The following is a 20,513-nucleotide window of genomic DNA, read 5'->3' on the forward strand; positions in this document are numbered from 1 at the left end:
TTAAAATCACAATAACTTCCATTCTGAAATCGGCCAATAAATAAACTCTGCCCTACCGATGATTTGATCGATTGGAATAGGCCCTAACTCACGGCTATCGGTACTATTTTCACGATTATCTCCCATTACAAATAGTTGATTGGCAGGAATTTTTATAAGTGGGACAGTGGAAGTCTGTGTTGAAAAAGTCAAATAAGGTTCTGACAATATTTTGCCATTGATGTATACATGATTGTTTTTCACTTGGATAGTATCGCCAGGTAAACCAATTACTCGTTTAATCAAATCTCTATCTTCTGTTGAATGAAATACGATTACTTCACCACGAGCTGGGGATGTAAACCAGTAGACAAGTTTGTTGATAATAATCTTATCTCCAGTTCTCATGGTGTTTAACATGGAAGGGCCCTGCACGTAGGTTGGTTCAAGAAAAAATCCACGAATGATAACAGCGACAACTAAAGCAATCACAACTGCCTTCACCCAATCAAATGCATTAGATGAACGTTTATCGCGTTTTTGTTTTCTTCGTTCTAGACGTTCTTTCCTTTGCCGCTCAGAGCGAGACATAAATTCACTCAATCACCAGACGCCCCCTATGTAAATATGGCAAAAGGACTTGATTATCTCAAGCCCTTTTTCGCGAATCGTGCATTCTATTTATGTGTAATTCTCTCTTTGATGCGAGCAGCTTTTCCACGAAGTTTACGGAGATAGAACAGTTTCGCACGACGAACTTTACCACGACGGATTACTTCAATTTTATCCAAACGTGGGGAATGCAGTGGGAAAGTACGCTCTACACCTACACCGTAAGAAATCTTACGAACTGTAAAAGTAGCAGAAATTCCACCACCACGACGTTGAATTACAACTCCTTCAAAAAGCTGAATCCGTTCACGTTGGCCCTCTTTTACTTTCACATGAACACGAAGTGTGTCCCCAGCGCGAAATAGTGGGATATCTTTTTTCAATTGATCTTCTGTAAGGCTTCTGATAAGTTCTTGCATGATCGGATGACCTCCCTTCTGTCCTATTCAAAATTCCGAATCACGGAAACGGAAATATTTTATCATATGTCTTTCATGAAGACAATTTAATCTTGATTTGCTTTTAATTGACGCAAAAATTTACGGTCTTCCTCGGTCAAAATCGAAGATTTTAACAAATCCGGTCGGCGTTTCCATGTACGAAGTAATGCTTGTTCCCTACGCCACTTATCTATCTTAGCATGATGACCGGACAATAAAACATCTGGTACCTTCATTCCTCGATAATCAGCTGGTTTGGTGTAGTGTGGATACTCTAACAATCCCGTAGAAAAAGAATCATCCACATGAGAGGTGGGATTCCCCAATACTTCTGGAAGCAAGCGACTTACACTATCCATAATAATCATCGCTGGTAATTCACCACCCGTTAGCACATAGTCTCCCATCGATATTTCATGGGTCACCAGATGCTCACGGATTCGCTCGTCAAAACCTTCGTAGTGTCCACAGAGCAGCACTAGATGAGGAAACTGCGAGAGCTCTTCTGCCTTTTCTTGAGAAAAAGGTTCTCCTTGTGGCGTCATCATGATGATTGGTGGTCTTTCTGCTACATTTTCTAACAGATGATCGACCGCATCAAAGATTGGTTGTGGTCTTAGTACCATCCCACCGCCGCCTCCATAAGGAGTATCATCGACAGTATGATGTTTGGAGTCGGAAAACTGACGAAAATTAATGAGATTAGCCTCAATTAACCCTCTTTCCTTCGCTCTACCCATGATGCTATGAGAAAGGAATCCATGAAACATCTCCGGAAATAAGGTTAATACATCAAAGCGAATCGTCGCCATTTACTCCAGTCCTTCCATCCACTTCATTGTGACAACTCGCTTTTTCACATCTACTTCTTTGATAACATCCTCGATATACGGGAGAAGTAAATCTCCTTTTCCTTCTCTGGATACTACCCACACGTCATTCGCCGGAAGGGTCAAAATTTCTTTTACGCTCCCTATTTGTTCTCCCTCAGTGGTAACCACTTGACAGCCAATTATTTGATGAAAGAAAAAACCATCCTCCTCATCTGACACTACTGCTTCTTCTGGTACCAACAAGCCTGCTCCTTTAAAAGGCTCAGCTTGATTGATATCTGTCCATTCTTGAAAACGAATCAGTAGGGTAGATTTATGCTTACGAACCCCTGCAATGGTTAAAGCCTGCTTATTGCCAAGTGCTGGATGCTCAAGCCAAACTTGTTTACCAACTGCAAACCGTTGCTCAGGGAAATCCGTATTCACCATGATTTTTACTTCACCGCGAATCCCGTGTGTATTGACAAATTGACCTACACGAAGAAATTCCATTTTCACGTCAGCCCAACCTTATTTTTGTAGTTTATCTAGGATACCTTCTTTACGAAGCAAAGCTTTCACTGTATCTGAAGGTTGTGCACCTGTTTGAAGCCATTTTAAAGCTTTTTCTTCGTTAATGTTCACTGTTTCTGGTTCAGTCAAAGGATTGAAATAACCAATCTCTTCGATAAAGCGACCATCACGAGGAGCACGAGCATCCGCTACAACTACACGGTAGAAAGGAGCTTTTTTTGCACCCATCCGTTTTAGACGAATTTTCACTGCCATTTTTCTTTCACCTCCACTCTAGAATACACATGGAACTGCTATCCCATAAAAGGAAATTTAAATCCTTTTCGTTTCTTCGTATTTTTCATCATCGAAGCCATCTGCTTCATACTCTTCTTCATTTCTTGGAACTGCTTGAGTAATTGGTTTACTTCTTGAACAGAAGTACCACTCCCCAATGCGATTCTCCTTCTGCGGCTTGCGTTTAATATTTCTGGATGATCCTTTTCATAGACCGTCATGGAGCGAATAATCGCCTCGATCCGATCCATTTTTTTCTCATCTACTGTGACATTTTTCAAGGCCTTAGCGTTTGCTCCTGGGATCATCGCCAGCATATCTTCCAGTGGCCCCATTTTGCGCACTTGCTGAAGTTGATCCAAAAAATCATTTAACGTCAACTTCTGGCTGCGCATTTTCTTTTCCAGCTCTTTGGCTTTTTCTATATCAACAGCTTCTTGTGCTTTTTCAATCAAGGAAAGCACATCACCCATCCCGAGTATACGGGAAGCCATACGATCTGGGTGGAAAGGCTCTAGAGCATCTGCTTTCTCCCCCATCCCCACAAACTTAATGGGACAGTTGGTTACAGCTTTTACAGATAAAGCAGCTCCACCACGTGTATCACCATCTAATTTGGTAAGGATGACACCAGTCAATTCCATTTCACGGTGAAAACTCTCCGCCACATTGACTGCATCTTGACCAGTCATCGCATCAATTACGAGTAATACCTCATCAGGGTTTGCTATTTGCCGAACATTCCTCAGCTCATCCATCATCTGTTCGTCTACATGCAATCGACCAGCTGTATCAATAATAACAGTATCGAACTGTTCGCTTTTCGCTTTTTCAATCCCTTTTTTAGCGATATTTACTGGACTTTCCTTATCGCCGAGAGAGAAAACAGGAACACCTAGCTGTTCCCCTAATACTTCCAACTGCCGGATTGCAGCAGGCCGGTAAATATCTGCTGCTACCAACAGTGGTTTCTTGTTTTGTTTCGCAAGCATTCTTGCCAGCTTACCAGATGAGGTGGTTTTCCCTGCCCCTTGTAACCCCACCATCATAATAACAGTTGGAGCTTTGCTCGCAATAACAAGTTTACTCTCTTGACCGCCCATCAGAGATGTTAACTCTTCATTCACTACTTTTACTACTTGTTGACCTGGGGTGAGGCTTTTCAATACTTCTTGACCGGTCGCACGCTCTTTCACTCGATCGATAAATGTTTTTACTACTTTAAAGTTTACATCTGCTTCAAGAAGTGCAAGGCGAATCTCTCGTGTGGCCTCTTTTACATCTGCTTCGCTCACTTTTCCTTTTCCGCGAAGCTTTTGCATGACGCTCTGCAAACGGCTTGATAATCCTTCAAAAGCCATCTTCTCACCTCTTCGCTAGTCTATCATCTGCTGGATCAGGGGAGAAATCTCCGCTTGAAGGGTTGGATCAGCAGATAATTTGGAGAGAATCTTCTTTGCTAACTGATCTCGCTGACGGTACTTTTGCACCATACCCAGCTTTTTCTCAAACTCTATCAAATGTTGTTCAGCACGCTTGATGCCTTCAAACACAGCTTGTCTCGATGTTCCTTGGTGACTAGCAATCTCCGAGAGAGACCAATCGTCTAAATAATAACACTCTAAAATAAGTTGTTGCTTTTTAGTCAATAACGAGCCATAAAAATCATATAGCAAGTTTATTTCCGTAGTTTGTTCAAGCACCAAGATCACCTCTTGTTTGTGTCAAGGTGATTTCCTTTACAGTTGAAAATAGTAACAGAAAACAGATGTCGAGTCAAGACAATTCCTCGTATCCGAAAATACTACCAAAACAACATCTCACTTGAACACTCCCTACATTAAAAAAGAAAAAAATTTGATCCTAAAATGAATCATGTATAAAACTTCAAAACGAGAAAATTACTATCTATAAGGAGGTCTGTAAATGGCATTAATGGAGATAAGTCTCATCCCAATCGGAACAGATAGCCCTAGTTTTAGTTCATCTGTTGTCAATGCAGTGAGACTCATTGAAGAAAAAGGGTTAAAGTATCAAATTACCCCTACAGCCACCATCATTGAAGGTGACATAAATCAACTGATGGATGCAGCAAAAGCAATCCATCAAAATGCCATTACCAATGGTGCACACCGTGTTGTTACCAATATATCCATAGATGAAAGAATGGATAAATCAATGAGTATGGAACAACAAATAGAAATTATTGAACAATCGCTACAATAAAATCTATATCTCACAAAAAGAGGGTTTGTAAAATGGATGTTAAACGCGCAGAGGAAATTTTAAATTCCCCAGACAATATAACCGTCACATTCCAAGGTGATCCAGTTTGGATTCAATCGGTGAATGATGTTACTCAAATCGCTAATGTGTATACAGTCGGTAATCGAGAAGATGAGAAGATCGTCCCTGTCCGTGAATTACAAGAAAATAGAGCATAAAAATAGAATCACAAAAGGCGTCCCTAGAAAGAGGAACGCCTTTTTACTATTGTAACGATGAGATATCCGCCTCTTGAAACAACGCATGCAAAAATTGCTCACGATCAAACGGTTGCAGATCATCTGCTTTCTCTCCTAAACCAATCCATTTCACTGGCAAGTCTAGTTCGTGACGGATCGCGATAACAATACCGCCTTTAGCAGTTCCATCTAGTTTCGTGAGAACAATACCTGATACATTTACTGCTTCACCAAACGTTTTTGCTTGTTGCATTGCATTTTGACCCGTTGTCGCATCTAATACGAGCAACACTTCGTGTGGAGCATCAGGAACTTCACGTTGCACAACACGAAACACCTTTTTTAACTCTTCCATCAAATTCACTTTATTTTGTAATCGACCAGCAGTATCACAAAGCAATACATCAGCTTTTCGAGCTTTGGCAGCTTGGATTGCGTCATAAATAACCGCGGCAGGATCAGAACCAGCTTGTTGCTTAATTACATCTACACCTGCACGTGTTCCCCATGCCTCCAATTGTTCAATGGCTCCAGCTCGAAACGTATCTCCTGCTGCTAAAATAACTTTCTTCCCCTCTTTTTTGAGGGTATGAGCGAGTTTCCCAATGGTAGTCGTTTTTCCCACCCCATTGACCCCTACAAACAAGATGATACTCATACCATCTTGATTTAGTCTCAGAGCAGGACCATCCTCATCTTCCAAAAGTTCAGCGATCAATTCCGTCATAATGGGTTGTAATTCATTCGGATCTTTGATTTTTCTCTCTTTTACTTCAGCTCGGAGTCGTTCCACTAGGTGCATCGTAGTGGGCACTCCTACATCTGCTCCAATCAATACTTCTTCTAGTTCTTCATATAAATCTTCATCGATCTTAGTACGACCAGTAAAGATACTGCCCATCGCACCAACGAGATTAGAACTCGTTTTACTCAACCCAGAAACAAATTTTTGAGTCACTGATTCTGTTCGTTTGGAAACACTTTCTTTTAACTTTGAAAAAAAACTCAACGGTTATCCTCCTCATGCTTTTGCCGCGGCAACTTCTTCTCTGCTCTCATCATACTCTTCTAATTTGACAGATACTAGGGTAGATACACCAGATTCTCGCATGGTAATTCCATACAACACATCCGCGCCTTCCATCGTATGTTTGCGGTGTGTGATGATAATAAACTGCGTCTGATTAGCAAATTTTTGTAAGTAGTGCGTAAACCGTGTTAAGTTTGCTTCATCCAAAGCCGCATCTACTTCATCTAGAAAACAAAAAGGTACAGGTTTGATTCGCAGAACAGCAAAGAGTAGAGCTAAGGCTGCTAAAGATCGCTCCCCACCAGACAATAGCGACAATTGTTGCAGTTTCTTTCCTGGAGGCTGTGCGACAATTTCAATCCCAGTATCTAGTAAATTATTAGGGTCGCTGAGTTGCAAATCAGCACGACCTCCCCCAAACATCTTCACAAATACATCTTGAAATTCTTCACGGATAAGCACAAAACTATCAGAAAATCGTTTTCCCATCTCAGAAACCATTTGTGCGATCATCTGATAAAGCTGTTGTTTGGCCTGAAGTAGATCATCTTCTTGTGTCGTCAAAAAAGTAAGACGCTCAGTTAATCGCTGGTACTCTTCAATTGCTCCAATATTCACATCGCCTAATTGTTCTAATTTTTGCTTTAAAGATTTGACTTTTCTTTCTGCCTGTGTTGGATTCTCAGGAACACCATACTTTTCTTTTGCACCTTCAAAACTTGTTTCATACTCCTCTGCTAATTTTTGCAGAAGATGGTTAAGCTCAACATCAAGGCGATTTACTCGTACTTCTTGCTGGTGAAGTTTCTCTTCATAAGAACGAAGCAATTTGCTATTTTCATAAGCAATGTGCTCTAACTCTTGATGTTTTTGACTACAACCATCACGCTCATCGCGGAGCTCAGAAATCTTTAACTGAAGGGCTTTTTTTGCCTCTTGATGTTGATAGAGGGAAGCAAGTAATCTTTGCCATGCATCTTCACTTAAGTCTTCCATCTCTAAAAGCTCTTGTTGTTCTCTCTTTGTATTCTGCTGCAAATAGAGATTTTTTTGTTGTGCCTCTTCGATCCGGTGTAAATCTTCTTCTAGACTGCTTATCATTTGTTGCAGTTTTGCTTCTTCAATTCGATACTCCGTCAATTGGGAGTTTCTTTCTCTCTCTTCATCTGCTTGTTGTTTTCGTATAAACTCCTCTTGCTCCAGTAAGACTTCTAATCCTTTAAGTCTTTCCATCCTGTTATGGTGAATATCTTCCATTTCACTTAATCGTTGTTGCAATTGAGCACGTTTTTTATCTGATTCCTCTTCTCTAATGACAATTAGATGCAAGCGGTGCATATTGTTATTTAACTGTAATTGTTTTTCTTGTTTTTTGGCATCTAAATCCTTCTGCTGAACAAACAAATCGTTTAGATTCGTTTGGATAATTTTCCTTTCATTCTCCAGTGATGCTAATCTTTCCGTTTGTATCTTCTCATCCGCTTGTAGTTTCTTTTGTTTATCAAGCCATTGTTGTACTTGTTGATTCAATTCTTCCAGTTGACGACTACGTGCAAGCAGATTAGGAGTCTTATTCTGTCTACTTCCTCCAGTCATCGATCCTCCAGGGTTGACAACGTCCCCTTCCAAGGTAACGACTCGATAACGATGCGATAAAACTTGGGCAACTTTATTTGCCGTTACTAAGTTATCCGTTACCAAAACATTTCCAAGTAACTGAGAGCATAACGGACGATAAGTAACAGCTGTCGAAACCAAATCATCTGCAACCCCTAAGAAGCCACTGATGTGTGTAAGTTTTGCTAAATCTTGTTCAGGAATACTTCTTCCTTTTATCACATTAATCGGCAAAAAGGTTGCTCGTCCTAGTCGTTTCTCTTTTAAATAAGTAATTGCGCTACGAGCAGCTGTTTCATCCTTTACAACAACATGCTGCAAAGCTCCACCAAGTGCTGTTTCCATCGCTACTTCTACTTTTTTTGGTACTTGGATCAACTCCGCAACGGCTCCAATGATACCAGTTAGTGCACGATTCTCCAAAACAGCTTTGACTCCTTGGAAAAAACCAGCATGATTTTGTTCCATGGATTGCAATACATCGCGCTCCGACTGGATTCGAACCAATTGCTTTTCTAGTTGTAATAATTGATTGTGAAAATTTTTCTGTTCTGACAAACATTCTATTTTTTCCGATTCTAAAGCGCTAGCTTTTGTTGTTTTTATCTCCAGTTCTGTTTCTATTGCCTCGATTTTTTGCTTCATTTCATTACTGATCTGCTCTAACTTTTTCGTTTCTTCGTTCAAAGTCTGCTTTTCTTGCTGGTAAGTCGTAAAATCTTGCTCTATCTCTTCACACTGATTTAAAATATATTTCTTTTCACTATCATCTCGAACTTGTTCATTCTTTATCTTTTCCCATTCGATCTGCGTTGAAGATACTTTTGATTCGATTTCTTCGTTTACTGTAAATTTTATCGCCTTCATTTGGTCCTGGAGGGTAGATAATTCTTGTTTTTTTGCTTGATGCTGCTGCTGTTTTGCTAGCCGTTCTTTCTCACTTGTTGTATATTCTGCAACATAAGCTTCCAATTGTTCTTGTAATTTTTCTTCCATTTCTGCTCGACTTTTTGTTCGCTCTTGCCATACCTGTTTTTCTGCATCCGCTTTTTCCACTTTTTCACTTGTGTCTAGCAGTTCTGACTGGAGAATTTCCCATTTCTTTTCTAATTCCACCAATTGAAATTTGACTTGTGCTAATTCTGCTTCTTCTTTACTCTGCTTGGAAGCGCCAGAGATATGTTGTTCTTTCAGTTGCTTTACCTGCTGAGAAGTTTTGGTCCACTCTTCATGTAAAGTCTCAATTTTATGTACATAAAAAGATATTTCTACCTCAGTTAATTCTTGTTGCCATGCTTTAAATTGCTGAGCATGCTCTGCTTGTTTTTGCAGTGGTTCCAGTTGGTTGCGAAGTTCATGGATTAAATCGCGAATCCGAACTAGATTTTGCTCTGCATCTGCAAGTTTTTTTTCTGCTTCTTTCTTACGGGATTTATATTTAACAATGCCAGCTGCCTCTTCAAAGATAGCTCGTCTATCTTCTGATTTGTTGCTGATCATCTCTTCTATTCGACCTTGTCCAATCATCGAATATGCTTCTTTCCCGATTCCTGTATCCATAAACAATTCTTGAATATCTTTTAACCGACAAGCTTGCCGATTGAGGAGATATTCACTATCTCCGGATCGATAAACTCGACGAGTTACGGTAACTTCAGCATAATCCAAAGGCAAAATTCGTCTGGTGTTATCCAAGGTGATGGAAACTTCACAAAAACCAACCGGTTTACGCGAATCACTCCCGACAAAGATTACATCTTCCATCTTCGTACCACGCAGGGACTTCGCACTTTGCTCTCCCAATACCCAGCGTATCGCATCGGTGACATTGCTTTTGCCGCTGCCATTTGGACCCACTACTGCCGTAATCCCAGGTACAAACTCCAATTCAGTGCGACTTGCAAAAGATTTAAATCCTGACATCTCTAAGCGTTTAAGATGCATCGAAAAGCTGCCTCCTTTCTTGATCGCTAACCTGCATATTGTAGCATATATTTTGCAAAAAATTGACTTGCCTACATTTATCATTTTGAAAATACTAAAATTTCTCCTCTTTTCTCTCACTTATCGTTTTAAGAGGCTTGATATTTCCAAATACAAGCTCCCTGAGATGATAGGGAGCTTGTATCTTATTTATTTTATTGAAAGCTGGCCCACTAATAATCTAATATTCTTCTCTTTTCAAAGACAATTCATTACCAATTCAGTCGAGATTTAAATTATCCATCATCCCTTCAAGAAGATGAATCAATTGATGTCGTTGTTCGGGAGAAAATCGTTGTAACATTTTTTCCGCTAATTCAGATTGAATAACATGAATTAGGGTGCAAAGTGGCTATCTATTATAGGGTTAGGATTTGTGACCATCACTACATGGATGCTCTCTAATCTAACGACAGAAACCACTTTTCTCTATTTGTCTGTTGTCTATTTCTTTCGTATGGTGGGAATTGGAATGGTAACAACCCCCATTACAACATTAGCTATCAACCAACTCCCTAAAAAACTCATCCCACATGGAACATCGATGAACAATACGATGAGACAAATCGCTGGTACATTAGGTACAGCTGTATTAATCACCATTATGACGAATAGTTCCGGTACTGAAAAAGGAATGGATAGTTCCATCGGAGGTGTAAACATGTCATTCATGGTGGCAACTCTTTTAGCAGCCACTGGTATGATTCTCTCGATTTTCTTAAACCAATCTGAGTCTATAAAAGAAGCAGGACAAGAACAAACCATAAATAATAAAACTTGATAATTTCTTAACTTGTCACTTCACTAGCAAACCTACCTTGTAAAATTCATTCCCAAATATTAATAACATTCACAAAAGAAGATTAACATTATCTACAATGGACTTTAGAGTTAATCTTTTTTGTGGTTACACTTTAGCGTTTAACGGCAGGATTTCTTCGTGATACAAAAATAAAACCACCGTGATTCCCTCACAGTGGTTTAGTTTGTTTTCCACGCTTTTAAAGCAGTATTTGCAGCCTGTTGCTCTGCTTCTTTTTTGGAACGTCCAGATCCTCTACCCAATTTTTTATCATCCAAGTAGACTTCAGCTGAAAAGAAACGATCATGCGCAGGTCCTTGGACATCTACAATTCGATACTCCAATGATCCTCTCTTCTCTTGCTGAGCCAATTCTTGTAATTGGCTCTTAGCATCTGTCATTTGCTCCAACCAGGTACCATTGATCTGTGGGAAAACGAGTTTGTTTAAAAACTGGCGAACCTTTTCTAATCCTTGATCCAAATATAGTGCACCGATGAAAGCCTCAAATAAATCTGCCAATAAGGATGGTCTCTCACGGCCTCCTGTAAGCTCTTCTCCTTTTCCCAATCGAACAAACTTACCAAATTCGAGTTCACGAGCAAAGGAAGCAAGGGATGGTTCACATACCACTCTTGCTCGGGTTCGGGTTAATTCCCCTTCACTCATTTTGGGAAAGCGATAGTACAGGAATTCAGACACGAGTAGTTCTAATACCGCATCTCCGAGATATTCTAAGCGTTCATTATCTTGAACACGTCCGGGGGATTTTCGTTCGTGGGCAAAGGAAGTATGGGTGAATGCTTGTACGAATAAATTTCTATTTTGAATATAGATTCCTGTTATTTGCTCCACTTTTTCAAAATCGATCAACATTATACTTCCTCAACGGCTTTCATGATAATGGTAGCGTTGTGGCCTCCAAAACCAAGAGAATTGGACAAAGCAACTCGCACATTGGCTTTGCGGGCTTCATTTGGCACATAATCAAGATCACAATCTGGATCAGGGAATTCATAGTTAATAGTTGCAGGTATTACTTGATCTTGAATGGACTTTGCCAATACAATCGCTTCTATACCACCAGCTGCACCTAGTAGGTGACCTGTCATTGATTTTGTAGAGCTGACAGCCAGCTTATAGGCATGGTTCCCAAATGCGCCTTTGATAGCCATCGTTTCAAATTTGTCATTCAAATCTGTGGAAGTGCCATGTGCATTGATATAGTCCACTTCAGTTGGTTCTAAATTTGCATCTTTGAGTGCCCGAATCATGCTGCGACGAGCACCTTCACCCTCTGGTGCAGGGGCGGTTAAATGGTGAGCATCAGCAGTCATTCCATAGCCAACCATTTCAGCAATAATATTCGCTCCACGTGCAAGTGCATGTTCTAAGGTCTCTAATACCAAAATACCAGAACCTTCTCCCATCACAAATCCATCCCGCTCTTTGTCAAAAGGACGACTAGCATGTTCTGGATCATCGTTGCGAGTAGACATAGCATGAGCAGAACAAAATCCTGCAAAGGAAAGTGGTGTTACAGTTGCCTCCGTACCACCTGTAATCATCACAGAAGCTTCTCCGCGTTGTAAGATACGAAAAGCTTCGCCGATGCTATGTGTTCCAGATGCACAAGCGGTCACAGAAGCACTATTTGGACCTTTTGCTCCTGTTAAGATCGATACTTGTCCCGATGCCATGTTTGCAATAAGCATGGGGATAAAAAATGGGCTTACACGCTTAGGACCACGCTCATGCAATATTCGTGCATTTGCTTCGATGGTATTCATGCCACCAATCCCAGAACCAATATAGACTCCAACTTCATCCAAATCTTCTTTTTCCATATCCAATTTTGCGTGTTCAATCGCCATTTTTGCTGCAGCTACTGCATATTGAATAAAAATATCCATTTTACGAACTTCTTTTTTATCAATAAAAGAAAGAGGATCAAAATCTTTTACTTCCGCTGCTATTCTGGTTGTAAATGGAGTGGCAAATGAATCAGGATCAAAACGCGTAAGTGGACCAGCTCCAGATTTACCTGCTAATAGGTTATCCCAAAAAGTAGACAAATCATTTCCAATAGGAGATACAGCACCTAGCCCTGTTACAACTACTCTATTTAACATAATGGATCAACCACCTTTCACGTTAGAGTTGACCTATTTTAGATGAAATAAGTGGTAAGTCCCAAAATTTGGGACTTACCTTATAATTACGAGACTTTCGCACTAATATAATTAACAATATCTCCAACAGTGTTGATCTTTTCTGCATCTTCTTCTTCAATAGTTAAATTAAATTCATCTTCCAATTCCATAATCAAATCAACAACATCTAGGGAGTCGGCGCCAAGATCTTCTTTAATGGATGCTTCTAAAGTTACCTCATCCGCTTCAACATCTAGACGTTCTACAACGATTTGTGTTACACGTTCTAAAGTGTCTGCCATGCTCTTCACCTCCCTATCGTAGTATAGTTGAATGATAGGCTCAGACGCAAACCTTTCTCATCCATTTTCTTAATTTGGTACCATGCCGCCATCTACATGGAGAGTTTGGCCAGTTATATAGCTCGCTTTATCACTTGCTAGAAAAGAAACTGTATTCGCTACTTCTTCTGCAACACCAAATCTACCAAGTGGAATAGAAGCAAGGATAGTCTCTTTTACTTTTTCATCTAAAACAGAAGTCATGTCTGTTTGAATAAAACCTGGAGCAATTGCATTGACAGTAATATTCCGACTGCCAAATTCTTTTGCCATTGTTTTGGTTAGCCCAATTACTCCTGCTTTTGCCGCTACATAGTTAGCTTGCCCAGCGTTCCCTGAAACACCCACTACAGAGCTAATATTGATGATTCTGCCGCCTCTTTGTTTCATCATGGGACGAACAACAGCCTTACAGCAGAGAAAAACACCTTTAAGGTTGGTGTCTACTACTTGGTCCCAATCTTCTTCTTTAATCCTCATCAACAAATTATCTCTTGTAATACCAGCATTGTTGACCAAAATATCCACTCGTCCAAATTGCTTTACTGCTTGTTTAAATGCATCATCAACTTGCGCGCTATCGGCAACATCTACTTGAAATGCTGCTGCCTCTGCTCCCAAATCTGTGATAGCCGAAACTGTTTCTTCTGCTGCCCCATGATTACCAGCATAAAAAATGATTACTTTTGCTCCTTCTTTGGCCAAATCCAAAGCAATGGATCGTCCGATGCCTCTAGAACCACCTGTTACAACAGCTACTTTTCCTGTTAGCATCTCTATCTCGTCATTCCTTCCGTTTTTCCTTCAAGCTGAGAAAGGCTCTTTTCCAATGAAGCTTGATCTTGAACATTTAACATCGTCACCTTGCGATTTACTTTACGAGTCAATCCAGCAAGTACTGATCCTGATCCTACTTCAATGAAAGTATCGACTCCCTCTTGAAGCAAATATCGAATCGTATCTTCCCACAAGACGGGTGAAGCTACTTGCCGAACAAGGGCCGTTTGTATATCAGCAGCTTTTGTAACAGGTCTAGCAGTGACATTTGCTACAACTGGGATTTTAGCATCATGGAAAGCATAGGTTGAAAATTTCTCCTGTAACTGTTCTGCTGCTGGCTGCATAAGAGAAGAGTGGAAAGGCCCACTGACTGCCAAAGGAACAACTTTTCTAGCTCCAGCCTCTAAAGCCTTCTCACCAGCTATCTTTACTGCTTTTGCATGTCCAGAAATAACAATCTGTCCTGGACAATTATAATTGGCAGCTTGGACAACATTTTCAGCTGTAGAAACTTCTTCGCAAATTTGATCCAATACATCACGATCTAGGTTTAAGATTGCTGACATTGCCCCTACTCCAGCCGGTACCGCTTGATCCATGTATAAACCACGTTGATATACAGCGGAGACAGCATCTTCAAAAGATAGGGAATCTGCTGCAACCAAAGCAGCATATTCTCCTAGACTATGACCAGCAACAAATGCAGGTTTGATATCTACTTTGGTCTGCAACCAACGATAAAGGGCTATACTAGTAGTTAAGAGAGCTGGTTGAGTATGATAGGTAAGTTTTAATTCTTCCTCTGGTCCTTGAAAAATAATATCTGATAAAGAGAAGTTTAACACTTGATCCGCAGATTCAAATACCTTTTGTGCCTCTTCCGATTGATCAAATGCTTCTTTTCCCATCCCTACTTTTTGGGAACCTTGTCCAGGAAAAAGCAAGGCGATCTTACTCATTATTTTATAGCTCCTCCCCAGTTTAGCACGGTGGCGCCCCATGTGAGTCCTCCACCAAATCCACAGAGGACAAGGGTATCCCCATCTGAAACTCTACCTTCTGCTATCGCCTCATGAAGGGCTACTGGAATAGATGCAGACGACATGTTACCATAACGATCTAGATTGACCACTACTTTTTCATCTGGTAATCCATACCGCTTCATTGCCGCATCAATAATTCGCAAATTTGCTTGGTGAGGAATAAATAAATCAATGTCTTCAAACGAGAGATTTGCCTTTTCTAATGCAACATCTGAAGCAGACGTCATAACACGAACGGCAAATTTAAAAACTTCTCTCCCATTCATATAAAGAGTGTGTAAACTATTTGCTACTGTATTTTCCGATGCAGGTAAACGAGATCCACCAGCCGCCACTTTAAGCAGATCTTTCCCACTTCCATCTCCGCCTAGTTCGAAGGATTGAAATCCATACCCTTCTTTTACTGGTCCCAAAACTGCGGCTCCTGCCCCATCTCCAAACAATACGCAAGTATTGCGGTCTGTCCAGTCTACAATCCGAGAGAGACATTCTACACCAATAACCAACGCATGTTGATAAGTTCCAGTAGCGATAAACTGTGCTGCAGTAGAAATTCCATAAATAAAGCCAGTACAAGCAGCAGATAAATCAAACGTAGCTGCTCTTGGCGCTCCGATCTGTTCTTGAACAAGACATGCAGTGGCTGGAAAAGACATATCTGGTGTTACAGTAGCGACAATGATCAAATCTACTTGATCCGCAGTAATACCAGCATTCTCCATCGCTTGTTTAGCAGCTTTGACAGCTAGATCTGATGATGCCTCATCTTCTGCCGCGATTCTTCTCTCTGTGATACCAGTGCGAGAAGTGATCCATTCATCACTAGTATCCACCATCTTTTCTAAATCAAAGTTTGTCAGGCGCCTCTCAGGTAAATATGCACCTGTACCTATGATACCTACACTTCTCATCTTCCCACATTCCCTTCTGTAGGGTGTAAATGTGATTCCATTTGTTTGATGACATTCCCTTCTGCAAAAAGACGGGCCTGTCGAATTGCATGGAAAATAGCAGTCGCATCAGAGGAACCATGTGCTTTTATAATCGCACCTGATAATCCTAACAGCGGAGCCCCTCCATGTTCTTTGTAATCCATCTCTGACTTCAATGTTTTTAAATGAGGCAGTAACAAACTGGCTGCTAATTTCGTTAAAATATTTTTAGTAAATACATCTTTTAGTCGATCAAACAAAGCTTTGGCAACACCTTCTGTACCCTTTAAAAGGATGTTGCCACTAAAACCATCACAGACTAGCACATCACAAGGACGATAAAGGACTTCTCTTGCTTCTACATTTCCTACAAACTGAAGACGATCATCATCTTGCAACAAATCAAATGCTTCTTTGGTCAATGCAGTACCTTTTCCATTCTCAGCCCCTATGTTCAACAAGCCAACTTTTGGGTTTTCTATTCCTTGGACATGTTTGGCATAAAGACTTCCAAGAAGAGCGTATTGGTGCAAATGATTTGCTTTAGCTTCGGGATTTGCACCAACATCCAAAACCAGGATACCCTTATCTTGCAGGGTAGGAAATACCGGAGAAAGCGCTGGACGATCCACGCCTTTCATTCGACCAGTATAAAACAATCCAGCCGCCATGAGTGCTCCTGTATTGCCAGCGCTGATAAACGCATCTGCCATACCTGTCTTCACCATTTGACAACCGACAACCATCGATGAGTCTCGCTTTTTTCGAACAGACTTAACTGGTTCATCTTCTGGTGAAATTATTTCTGAAACTTTATGAAACTGTATATTTGGAAGATTGTTACCAAGAAGTAACGAATCATCTGTACCAATAAGAATAAAAGAAATATCAGGCCACTTTCTTGCAGCGAGCTTTAATCCTTCTACAACTGAGTTTGGTGCATCATCTCCACCATGTGCATCTAATGCGATTCGCATAGCGAACTCCTTTCAGTTGGTTGCACGGTATACATCAAACACTCCCTGAAAAACCATGTCATCAAGTACTTTTGTTTCAACATCCACTTGAAAACGTGATGGTTGTTTTTGCACCACTTTTGCATGTGCTATACATTTTTCTCCTAATTTTACTGGGCGCACAAAGCGAATGGCTGCTGAACGAGTTAATACAAGATCTGCATTTACAATAGCTACAGCTAAAGAATTCGCCTGCGCAAATAAATAATGCCCTCTTGCGATTTGATTTCGTTCAAACACATGGTCTTCACTGATTTCTAACACCGAAACCCCACTCTGGTCCAGCTCAAGCGAAACCACTTCTCCAATTACTTCTTCTGGAGACAAGGATCTCACTTCATCAAAACTTTTTTCTGCCATATGCTTTAATCGTTCTCGCAGCTCAGGGATACCGAGCTCCATACGGTCTAAACGAATGGTTTGAATACTGACTTGACATTGCTTGGCTACTTCTCCATCCGTCAAGAAAGGATTTTCTTGAAATGATTGAACCAATCGAGATTGACGCATTTTTTTGGACAGGCGCATGACGGAATCAGCCCCTTTTTATGACCACATTCTAGTACCAAGTACTAAATTAGTATACAAAAAATGACTTCAGTTGGCAATCACAAAGAAAGGGAACCATCTCCTATTTTGAATATATGTATGATGTCCTACAAAAAAAAGCCGGTATCACCGACTTTTTATTGGCTTACTACGCCTTCAACTTCTGCGCCTTTGTAATGTCCACACTCTTTGCAGACATGGTGAGCTAATTTAGCTGATCCACACTTTTCACAAGTAGCCATACCTGCTACTGTTAATTTAAAGTGTGTACGACGCAATCTTTTACGTGTTTTGGATGTACGACGAAAAGGTACTGCCATGGGAAAGTCACCTCCTAAAAAAAATTCCAATGTGAAACATTATACTACAAATCTAAAAAGAGTGCTAGGATACAGAATCTTTATCTTCTGTAAGCAAATCTTGTAACTTCGTAAGCCTCGGATCAATCCGCTGGGTATTACAATCACAAGAGTTCTCATTTTTGTTTGCCCCACATTCCGGACAAAGACCTGCACAATCAGGTTTACACAGCGGGGCATAGGGAAGATGGATCACCAATTGTTCTCTAACAAACTGATCAAGCTCAATCTGTCCGTCTATAAGAAGATGAATGGTCTCTTCTTCTGTGTCTATGGTCAATTCCTTCTTATCTGTAAACTTCTCAAACCAAGAAGATTCCAATGAAGTAGGAAAAGTCGTCAGACATCTGGAACATATCAATTTCCCGACACATTTTTGTTTCGCTGAAACTTGGTAAAGATGGGAGTCTAGCTTACTTGCTTCTCCCTCTACCTGAACCGGTTCCAATTTCACAATATTTGGATCTTCTTCCACTAAATCTTCCAAATAAACCTTTCCCTGAAAAGGATAGACACCTTCAGCTTTTTGATTTATTTGGTTTATTGTAATGATCAATATGCCCACTCCCTAACAGGTGAATTATACGAGATATCAAATTTAGGTGTCAACCTATTTATCTTTACACATCTTAGCTTGTGGAAAACATACTTGTATCTTACCCATTATCTCTTCTATTTAAGAGTATTTTTCTACCGGAAATATCAAAGATCCGATAAGAGATGGTGAAGGATCTCTCTCTTTACATAAAACAACTATTCTTCACCAAACAAATGAGATAGTTGTTTTTTCATTATCTACTTCAATTTATTCAAATAATCGATCGCCTCTTGAAGCGTAGCTACAGGAACGATTTTCATATTTGCCCCTAATTCTTTTGCAGTCTTTTTGGCAATCGCTTCATTATCGTCACCCTCATAAATATCTTTTGGGGTAAAAAATATTGTTGCATTTTTTTCCATCGCTGCGGCAATCTTGTGCTGGATACCACCGATTTGTCCTACTGCACCTGTTGGGGAAATCGTCCCTGTTCCAGCAATTTCATAACCGTGGGTTAAATCTTTTGAAGTCAGTTGATTCAAGATTTCCAATGTAAACATGAGACCTGCAGATGGTCCGCCAATATTATTCGTTTTGAAATTTACTTTTGGATTAGAGGTCAAAGAAAGCAAACGATCCATCGGAAGAAAACCTAGTCCAACTCGTTTTTCTTTATTGTTGCCAGTATCTAATGAAATCAAAGTCGCTTGTTCTGTTACTTTTTTATTCGCTCTCAGTACTTCTACGCTCACCTTGTCCCCGGCTTTTTTTGTTTTAAACAAGTTCAATAACTGATACGTTGTGAGTGTGGATTTTCCATCGATGGATTGAATGATATCACCATTTTTCAGATGATTTTTTGCTCCTGAAGTTACTCCTAGAACTTCTACTCCTTTGTATGTAACACGATAGGGCTTTTTAGATTGATGAAAAGCAGCAATAACAGCACTATGTTGGGATTCTAACATATTCTCAACTTGTTGTTGTTCATACTGTTTATCGTTTTCATCCTCAGCTAATACTTCTTTTATGGGTACTAGCTCTATTTTTTTATTCACTTTTGCTAACAGATAATCAAACACATTAGCTTGTTTCATCGCAACGGTTGTTAAAAAAAAGTCACCTGTTTTTTCCGTATAACCTCCATCAACTGAAATTACTGTTCCTGTATCAATTGCATCTCCAGGTTGCATTGCATAGTAGGGAACATGTATGAGAAAGCAAATACCAATGATTAAAAGTAATATAGAAAGCCATAACAACCGGATCGCTTGTTTGTTACTGGATGTTTCACTCATGTTTGTTCTCCCCTTGCCAATTGGCTAGCTTATCTAGTAAATCTGTCAAATAAGGACGAATAGCTCGTTCCCCACGGCGTATACATTCTTCTACTCGATGAAAAGCAGTTGGAGCAATGTCGCCCACCTCTGGTGCAACAAGAAAATCCGCAGCCAGATCCTGTTGTTCTAAAATTTGGCGCTCCATGATCGTAATCGCTTGGGTAATCACATCAAAAATATTTTTAACTTGCACATCATATGATTTGGACAACACATCGACAGCAATAACAAAGTCTGCCCCCATGTCACGAACAACGGAAATAGGCAAACGATCTGCTACTCCTCCATCGACTAACAACTTATCCCCATAAGGAACCGGTTCAAAAACACCAGGTACGGAAATACTTGCACGAACAGCGTCAGCTACCGATCCTGTTCGAAAAACTAACTTTTCTCCTTTTATTAAATCCGTGGTTACTACTGCAAGTGGTATTGGTAGATCTTCTAAGTTTTTATGATGGGTTAAGAGTCTAGTCAAGGCTTGCATCTTATCTCCTGTAATAAATCCTAATCCAGGGAGTGTGACATCTACCCAATGTTTTCGTTTTAAATGAATAGCAAGATGTTTCACCATCTCTAAATCTAAACCATTGGAATAAAGTGCACCAACAAAACTTCCCATACTGCTTCCTGCAATATAATCAATTGTAACATTTGCTTCTTTTAAAACTTGCAATACACCTAGATGCGCAAATCCTCTCGCTGCTCCGGCACTTAATGCAATCCCTACTTTAGGCCTACCCACCACATCACCCCACGCTTAAAAACTTCCATAAAAAATAAGAAAAATGTAAGCTGCTTATCTTTGTTGATTTGCCAATTTGTAGAAAAATATTCAATTTTAAGTTTCACTATAACCAGGAAACTGTTTTCAAACAACTCATATTATGTAGGACAACCGCGTACGATAAAG

At 40.2% G+C, this 20,513-nt stretch carries 24 protein-coding genes; 3 read left to right on the top strand and 21 right to left on the bottom strand.

Annotation, left to right across the window (positions count from 1 at the left end; translation table 11 throughout):
• Positions 1-6 precede the first annotated feature (6 nt).
• From lepB to ylxM, 7 genes are all read right to left on the bottom strand, one after another.
• Positions 7-582 carry a signal peptidase I gene (gene lepB, locus AC5WOE_RS12160; RefSeq protein WP_496048836.1) on the bottom strand — a complete coding sequence of 192 codons (576 nt, stop codon included), beginning with the start codon at positions 580-582 and terminating at the stop codon, positions 7-9.
• Between the two features lie 74 nt (positions 583-656).
• Positions 657-1,010, bottom strand: coding sequence for a 50S ribosomal protein L19 (gene rplS / locus AC5WOE_RS12165; RefSeq protein WP_240875126.1), 354 nt, complete (start codon positions 1,008-1,010; stop codon positions 657-659).
• Positions 1,011-1,096: 86 nt separating this feature from the next.
• Positions 1,097-1,834: a tRNA (guanosine(37)-N1)-methyltransferase TrmD gene (gene trmD, locus AC5WOE_RS12170; RefSeq protein ID WP_496052854.1), complete on the bottom strand. Its 738-nt coding sequence runs from the start codon at positions 1,832-1,834 to the stop codon at positions 1,097-1,099.
• Between the two features lie 9 nt (positions 1,835-1,843).
• On the bottom strand, positions 1,844-2,356 hold the full coding sequence (gene rimM / locus AC5WOE_RS12175; RefSeq protein WP_496052855.1) for a ribosome maturation factor RimM: 513 nt from the start codon (positions 2,354-2,356) through the stop codon (positions 1,844-1,846).
• Positions 2,357-2,374: 18 nt separating this feature from the next.
• Positions 2,375-2,632: a 30S ribosomal protein S16 gene (gene rpsP, locus AC5WOE_RS12180; RefSeq protein ID WP_496048837.1), complete on the bottom strand. Its 258-nt coding sequence runs from the start codon at positions 2,630-2,632 to the stop codon at positions 2,375-2,377.
• Between the two features lie 38 nt (positions 2,633-2,670).
• Positions 2,671-4,014, bottom strand: coding sequence for a signal recognition particle protein (ffh, locus tag AC5WOE_RS12185; RefSeq protein ID WP_496052685.1), 1,344 nt, complete (start codon positions 4,012-4,014; stop codon positions 2,671-2,673).
• Positions 4,015-4,029: 15 nt separating this feature from the next.
• The gene (ylxM, locus tag AC5WOE_RS12190) at positions 4,030-4,356 is read right to left on the bottom strand and encodes a YlxM family DNA-binding protein (protein WP_496048839.1); all 327 of its coding nucleotides are present in this window, start codon (positions 4,354-4,356) and stop codon (positions 4,030-4,032) included.
• Between the two features lie 223 nt (positions 4,357-4,579).
• Between ylxM and AC5WOE_RS12195 the strand changes: the two genes are divergently transcribed.
• Together AC5WOE_RS12195 and AC5WOE_RS12200 are read left to right on the top strand one after the other, a co-directional pair.
• Positions 4,580-4,879 carry an MTH1187 family thiamine-binding protein gene (locus AC5WOE_RS12195; RefSeq protein WP_496048840.1) on the top strand — a complete coding sequence of 100 codons (300 nt, stop codon included), beginning with the start codon at positions 4,580-4,582 and terminating at the stop codon, positions 4,877-4,879.
• 32 nt (positions 4,880-4,911) lie between these two features.
• A complete protein-coding gene (locus tag AC5WOE_RS12200; protein WP_496052686.1) occupies positions 4,912-5,097 on the top strand; it encodes an H-type small acid-soluble spore protein in 186 nt (61 codons plus the stop codon).
• A 46-nt stretch (positions 5,098-5,143) separates the two neighbouring features.
• Here the strand turns inward: AC5WOE_RS12200 and ftsY are convergent, their stop codons facing one another.
• The gene (ftsY, locus tag AC5WOE_RS12205) at positions 5,144-6,127 is read right to left on the bottom strand and encodes a signal recognition particle-docking protein FtsY (protein WP_496052687.1); all 984 of its coding nucleotides are present in this window, start codon (positions 6,125-6,127) and stop codon (positions 5,144-5,146) included.
• 12 nt (positions 6,128-6,139) lie between these two features.
• The gene (gene smc, locus AC5WOE_RS12210) at positions 6,140-9,709 is read right to left on the bottom strand and encodes a chromosome segregation protein SMC (protein WP_496048843.1); all 3,570 of its coding nucleotides are present in this window, start codon (positions 9,707-9,709) and stop codon (positions 6,140-6,142) included.
• Positions 9,710-10,124: 415 nt separating this feature from the next.
• Between smc and AC5WOE_RS12215 the strand changes: the two genes are divergently transcribed.
• Entirely contained in the window at positions 10,125-10,529 is a 405-nt protein-coding gene (locus tag AC5WOE_RS12215) for a hypothetical protein (protein WP_496048844.1), read from the top strand.
• Positions 10,530-10,729: 200 nt separating this feature from the next.
• Here the strand turns inward: AC5WOE_RS12215 and rnc are convergent, their stop codons facing one another.
• The 12 genes from rnc to AC5WOE_RS12275 form a co-directional block, all read right to left on the bottom strand.
• Positions 10,730-11,425 carry a ribonuclease III gene (rnc, locus tag AC5WOE_RS12220; RefSeq protein WP_496052688.1) on the bottom strand — a complete coding sequence of 232 codons (696 nt, stop codon included), beginning with the start codon at positions 11,423-11,425 and terminating at the stop codon, positions 10,730-10,732.
• Positions 11,425-12,681, bottom strand: a complete 1,257-nt coding sequence (gene fabF / locus AC5WOE_RS12225) for a beta-ketoacyl-ACP synthase II (protein ID WP_496048846.1) — start codon at positions 12,679-12,681, stop codon at positions 11,425-11,427. Before fabF ends, rnc begins: the two co-directional genes overlap by 1 nt.
• 86 nt (positions 12,682-12,767) lie before the next feature.
• Complete coding sequence (locus AC5WOE_RS12230; protein ID WP_496048847.1) at positions 12,768-13,004, bottom strand: acyl carrier protein; 237 nt, start codon at positions 13,002-13,004, stop codon at positions 12,768-12,770.
• 69 nt (positions 13,005-13,073) lie between these two features.
• Complete coding sequence (gene fabG / locus AC5WOE_RS12235) at positions 13,074-13,817, bottom strand: 3-oxoacyl-[acyl-carrier-protein] reductase (RefSeq protein ID WP_496048848.1); 744 nt, start codon at positions 13,815-13,817, stop codon at positions 13,074-13,076.
• A gap of 2 nt (positions 13,818-13,819) precedes the next feature.
• Positions 13,820-14,782, bottom strand: coding sequence for an ACP S-malonyltransferase (gene fabD, locus AC5WOE_RS12240; protein ID WP_496048849.1), 963 nt, complete (start codon positions 14,780-14,782; stop codon positions 13,820-13,822).
• Positions 14,782-15,777: a beta-ketoacyl-ACP synthase III gene (locus AC5WOE_RS12245; protein WP_496052689.1), complete on the bottom strand. Its 996-nt coding sequence runs from the start codon at positions 15,775-15,777 to the stop codon at positions 14,782-14,784. Before AC5WOE_RS12245 ends, fabD begins: the two co-directional genes overlap by 1 nt.
• Positions 15,774-16,775 carry a phosphate acyltransferase PlsX gene (gene plsX, locus AC5WOE_RS12250; RefSeq protein ID WP_496048851.1) on the bottom strand — a complete coding sequence of 334 codons (1,002 nt, stop codon included), beginning with the start codon at positions 16,773-16,775 and terminating at the stop codon, positions 15,774-15,776. Before plsX ends, AC5WOE_RS12245 begins: the two co-directional genes overlap by 4 nt.
• A 12-nt stretch (positions 16,776-16,787) precedes the next feature.
• Positions 16,788-17,336, bottom strand: coding sequence for a transcription factor FapR (gene fapR, locus AC5WOE_RS12255; protein WP_496049428.1), 549 nt, complete (start codon positions 17,334-17,336; stop codon positions 16,788-16,790).
• Between the two features lie 164 nt (positions 17,337-17,500).
• On the bottom strand, positions 17,501-17,683 hold the full coding sequence (gene rpmF / locus AC5WOE_RS12260; RefSeq protein ID WP_240875104.1) for a 50S ribosomal protein L32: 183 nt from the start codon (positions 17,681-17,683) through the stop codon (positions 17,501-17,503).
• A gap of 64 nt (positions 17,684-17,747) precedes the next feature.
• Positions 17,748-18,278, bottom strand: coding sequence for a YceD family protein (locus AC5WOE_RS12265; RefSeq protein ID WP_496048852.1), 531 nt, complete (start codon positions 18,276-18,278; stop codon positions 17,748-17,750).
• Between the two features lie 239 nt (positions 18,279-18,517).
• Entirely contained in the window at positions 18,518-19,558 is a 1,041-nt protein-coding gene (locus AC5WOE_RS12270; RefSeq protein ID WP_496048853.1) for a SepM family pheromone-processing serine protease, read from the bottom strand.
• Complete coding sequence (locus tag AC5WOE_RS12275; RefSeq protein WP_496052690.1) at positions 19,551-20,345, bottom strand: patatin-like phospholipase family protein; 795 nt, start codon at positions 20,343-20,345, stop codon at positions 19,551-19,553. The genes AC5WOE_RS12270 and AC5WOE_RS12275 overlap by 8 nt, the downstream gene beginning before the upstream one ends.
• Positions 20,346-20,513 lie beyond the last annotated feature (168 nt).

It is taken from the genome of Shimazuella sp. NTD248 (assembly GCF_059510395.1).